This is a genomic window from uncultured Methanobrevibacter sp. (assembly GCF_947170395.1).
Lineage (GTDB): Archaea > Methanobacteriota > Methanobacteria > Methanobacteriales > Methanobacteriaceae > Methanocatella.
This window is the reverse complement of record NZ_CAMVTE010000066.1, coordinates 1-3,817: the sequence shown is the minus strand read 5'-3', so window position 1 is coordinate 3,817 and position 3,817 is coordinate 1. Positions and strand designations below refer to the sequence as shown.

At 37.6% G+C, this 3,817-nt stretch carries 5 protein-coding genes; all 5 read right to left on the bottom strand.

What is annotated here, in order from left to right:
- Nucleotides 1–50 precede the first annotated feature (50 nt).
- The gene (locus Q0W04_RS10510) at nt 51–545 is read right to left on the bottom strand and encodes an ATP-binding protein (protein ID WP_298503066.1); all 495 of its coding nucleotides are present in this window, start codon (nt 543–545) and stop codon (nt 51–53) included.
- 21 nt (nt 546–566) lie between these two features.
- Nucleotides 567–953 carry a hypothetical protein gene (locus Q0W04_RS10505; protein ID WP_298503065.1) on the bottom strand — a complete coding sequence of 129 codons (387 nt, stop codon included), beginning with the start codon at nt 951–953 and terminating at the stop codon, nt 567–569.
- Nucleotides 931–2,025, bottom strand: a complete 1,095-nt coding sequence (locus Q0W04_RS10500; protein WP_298503064.1) for an EVE domain-containing protein — start codon at nt 2,023–2,025, stop codon at nt 931–933. Before Q0W04_RS10500 ends, Q0W04_RS10505 begins: the two co-directional genes overlap by 23 nt.
- A 102-nt stretch (nt 2,026–2,127) precedes the next feature.
- Entirely contained in the window at nt 2,128–3,330 is a 1,203-nt protein-coding gene (locus Q0W04_RS10495; protein ID WP_298503062.1) for a restriction endonuclease subunit S, read from the bottom strand.
- An 80-nt stretch (nt 3,331–3,410) separates the two neighbouring features.
- Nucleotides 3,411–3,794 (bottom strand): winged helix-turn-helix transcriptional regulator, encoded by a 384-nt coding sequence (locus Q0W04_RS10490; RefSeq protein ID WP_298503060.1) that lies wholly within the window; start codon nt 3,792–3,794, stop codon nt 3,411–3,413.
- Between the last annotated feature and the right edge of the window lie 23 nt (nt 3,795–3,817).

Sequence of the window (3,817 nt, the reverse complement as noted above, 5' to 3'; positions counted from 1 at the left end):
CAAAACTACTCATTTTTCACCTTAACTCCTGCTCTCAATTTTGGGGTACATTATACTTCATAATCTATGGGTTGAGTGGCATCAAAAACAAATAATGGTATATTAAGACTCTGTGCCACTTGTTCCGCTTGTAAAATCTCGGAGTTTTGAAGGTCGCGTATTCGGTTTATATCATAAGAAATTCCATCTCTTTCACTGAGACGCTCCTGAACAATATCAGCAGAGCATGTTATCAGAACAATTCCATTAAGTCCTAACTGGGTGAATGTTTCTAATGGAACAACTTTACAGCAGTTGCTTTCGTCCCACAAAGCAAAATGGCCATCAATAATATATGAACTGTCACCAGATGTTTTTTCGGCTAATAACTCTGCCAGTATTTTTTGGTTTCGGCTAACATCTTGAACCTGTTTTGACTTTTTATTCCAATTCAACAAAGCACTTGCCGAAACATATTCGCACAAATACGCTTCAACAAGTTGTTTGCATAACGAGCCTTTCCCTACTCCATGTATTCCGCCGATAAACAATTTGATTCTTGCCATGACAATTAAAAAAACTTTACCTCAAATCAGAAAATCTTTGCTGACATAACAAAATGATTGTGGTGGAGTAAACTTACCGAATGTTGAGTAGGGATTGATAGGTTCTTTGTAAGACTTAAAGGATTTTATTTCCAATGCGTATGCAATATCTTTGTTGGAATAATACTCTTTGAAATAATCCTCAGTAATACCAGACATTTGATTAGTCAAAGCCCAGATTTTATTGGGCTTGCCCTCCAAAATGCCTCCCAACTCGAATTCACCAATGATTTTGCACACAGGAGTTGTTGCATATACATAAACCTTTTGAACCGGCTTTTTGAATCCTTTCTTACGAAACTCATATTTTTTTCTGCCAGCAACAATTTCTTCAACAAATTGTGGCTTAATCGATAAGATAGCGTTCATCTGCACCTCCTAATTTTAAAATGTGTTTGTATTGTTCATCGGAAACAGGACAAAACCCCCAATACATGTCACCATCCATTCCAACTTCCTCCAAAAGTCTTTTTCTGATGACCTTATTGGTAAAGGCTACATTATAAAGCATTTTGATTACAGTAAAGTTGTTTTTATACCTGTACCATTTACGCAAGTCATTTTCCGAAAAAATACTATATTGATTTGTATACTTTATAAATTCATCTTCATTCTTGAAATCATTGTACGTTCTTACTTCGTTAACTGTACATATAGATGTAACGACACTCCTGTAATTGGCGGGCCCTAATCCATCTGAAGTCCTGTAAATCAACAACAAATCCCCCTTTTTTAACTGATCAACATTATCCATCCAACAAATATAAATCTTATGTATAGAATTTGTGGGGCTTATATCCTTAACTAAATCGTATGGATTTTCATTATGAAGAATTGAATCTGGAAATAACATGGTATGATAATCTGGTCTTATGGAAAGGATATGTTTTTTGACACCTTCACTTTTGACAAACGGATAATCTTTAACGATGTCACCATATACCTCTCTCATATTTTTCACGAGCACATACTCAGAACCTCTTTCTCCATGATCCTTGTCAGCAATATGCTGGAATCCATAATTCTCAAAGGACTTTATTAAATATTCAAGTTCTATTTTGGGAAAAATTGTAACATAGACCTCATCAACATCATCAGCGATTGCTCTATCCATTATTTTTTTCATAAAGCGCTCGCCACGTCTCGAATGTCTTGGTAAAATTTTGAACGTTCCAACTTTTAATCTCTTCTTAGACGGAAGAACGGGGCTAACGTCTTTAATTTCCTCTTCTTCGTTTTTCAAATAAAGGAAATCCAAAACATGCCCGTCTTCATCCATAAAAACATAAGCCGATTCGTTGTTTGCAGACTTTTTCTTGAACCATTTCTCAAATTCAGGGTAACTATCCTTTAAACTATCAAAGAATGAATCATCAAGATTCAATTCTGAAAATAATCGAATCGATAGATCCTTGGTTTGATGTACATTTGAGTTATCCATTCTGTATTTTTTATATTATTCACTTTGCAAAAGTAATCTTTTTTCTAATAGAAACATTTTGATGCGGTTAATATTATAAAAAATGTGGGAAACTATAAAACCTCAATTCAAGTTATTCTCGCCCTCCAACATCCTCTCCATCATCCCCTTCTTAATCTTCCCATATTTCCCCAAAACCGTCTCCTCCGCCGCTATCTTCGCATCTATGCCCGAAAGGATTGAAGCAATGCGCTGCTGCTCCGTGAGGTCTGGAATTGAGATTTCTAATTTATCAACGAGATTTTTGCTTAAATTGGGTTGTCCTGAACCTTGTGCTAAAAACAATAGATTCTCCTTGTTGTAAACTATCTGATAATATAGGAACATCGTATCTGCAACTTCATCATTAGGAATTATTGCTAAAACTGCTTGGTTCGAAGTTGCTCTGATTCGCAACATTGAAACTTGTCCAGCTGTCGCTCCGTATAATGCAACAAGGATTGAATTTTCAGGAATCCATTTGGCACTTGAGTTATTTAACCCTTCAATTGTGATATTTTCAAAGGTGGAATTTATTTCAGGATTGTTCACTTCTCCTGATGATACCCAAGGAATATCTCCTCCAAAATAATCACCCCGACCTCGATTGGGTGTTCCTCCTGCATAAGAATCAACAATTACTTCCCCCAACTTCACCATCTTCCAACCCTCTTTGGGTTTCAGCAAGTCTTCCATCAGCCCCTGCTTTATCTGCTTGTATTTGGCGATGACCTTCTGCGTTGAGGCTATCACCTTGTCGGCAGATGCGAGTATGGCGGCTATACGGCGCTGGGCGGTGAGAGATTCGGGGTAGGAAATAAAAGTGCGAGCAATGGAAGTCCTGTTTACAGACGAAACCTTGGAACCTGCTATATAAGGCAACAATTGGTTGTGGAAGTGATTGCTATTCAAATAATAGCCCAAATAACCCAATGCCATTTTATGTCTTGGTCTGCAAAAATATGTGTGTAAACCTGAGACAATTTTTCTGTCACCCACATTCATAACTTCAACACATTTCCCAACTGTATCATCTTCTGCCGTGTCTGCGAAAATCACATCACCATCACGAACTACAGCCATATTAAACTTGACATCATCGTTTATGTAAGGAATGTCAGCGTTGTTACAGTCAAGACAAAATGGGTACTTTATCAAAACATCGCCGTAATGAATATTCTGATATTCTCCTTGTTGGTCGTTTAGTTTATCTCTTGACAATGTGTTTGTTGGCAGCATATCAAAGAACTCGCCAAAACGAACCTTCCTCCATTGTTCATTGTACATTGTACATTGTTCATTACTATGTTCTTGCTCGGTCTTCATTGTTCATTGTAAATTGTAAATTGTACATTGTTCATTATTCATTATTCATTGTCAACCACCTCCCAATGTCCGCCTTTGTCGGGACCAATGCGGCGGACGAGACCTTTTTCTTGCAACTTCTTCATGTTTTTATTGACATGAACAAGTGATATTCCAAGTATTTTGGCAAGTTCAGATTGGGTTATGTAAGGATTTTCGGTTATAGCAGAGATGATTAACCTTTGTCTTTCATTAACCCTTTCATTTACCTTTTCATTAACCCTTTCATTTACTCCGGCAGTTTCGGTATCGTGGGTACTTTTCCGATTACCTTCATTGCCTTCTTCATCCTCTGCCTCGCCCTCTTCGGGGATCCAGTTGTAGGGCACAATCATGCGAACATAATTGCCGCCGAACTCGAAATTGTCGCGGCTGTATTTGCTCATGATACGGTTCATGCCCGAGCCGA

Coding starts and splice junctions, on each gene's coding strand:
- Q0W04_RS10510 (WP_298503066.1), bottom strand. CDS start 545: ATGGCAAGAATCAAATTGTTTATCGGCGGAATACATGGAGTAGGGAAA.
- Q0W04_RS10505 (WP_298503065.1), bottom strand. CDS start 953: ATGAACGCTATCTTATCGATTAAGCCACAATTTGTTGAAGAAATTGTT.
- Q0W04_RS10500 (WP_298503064.1), bottom strand. CDS start 2,025: ATGGATAACTCAAATGTACATCAAACCAAGGATCTATCGATTCGATTA.
- Q0W04_RS10495 (WP_298503062.1), bottom strand. CDS start 3,330: ATGTACAATGAACAATGGAGGAAGGTTCGTTTTGGCGAGTTCTTTGAT.
- Q0W04_RS10490 (WP_298503060.1), bottom strand. CDS start 3,794: ATGAGCAAATACAGCCGCGACAATTTCGAGTTCGGCGGCAATTATGTT.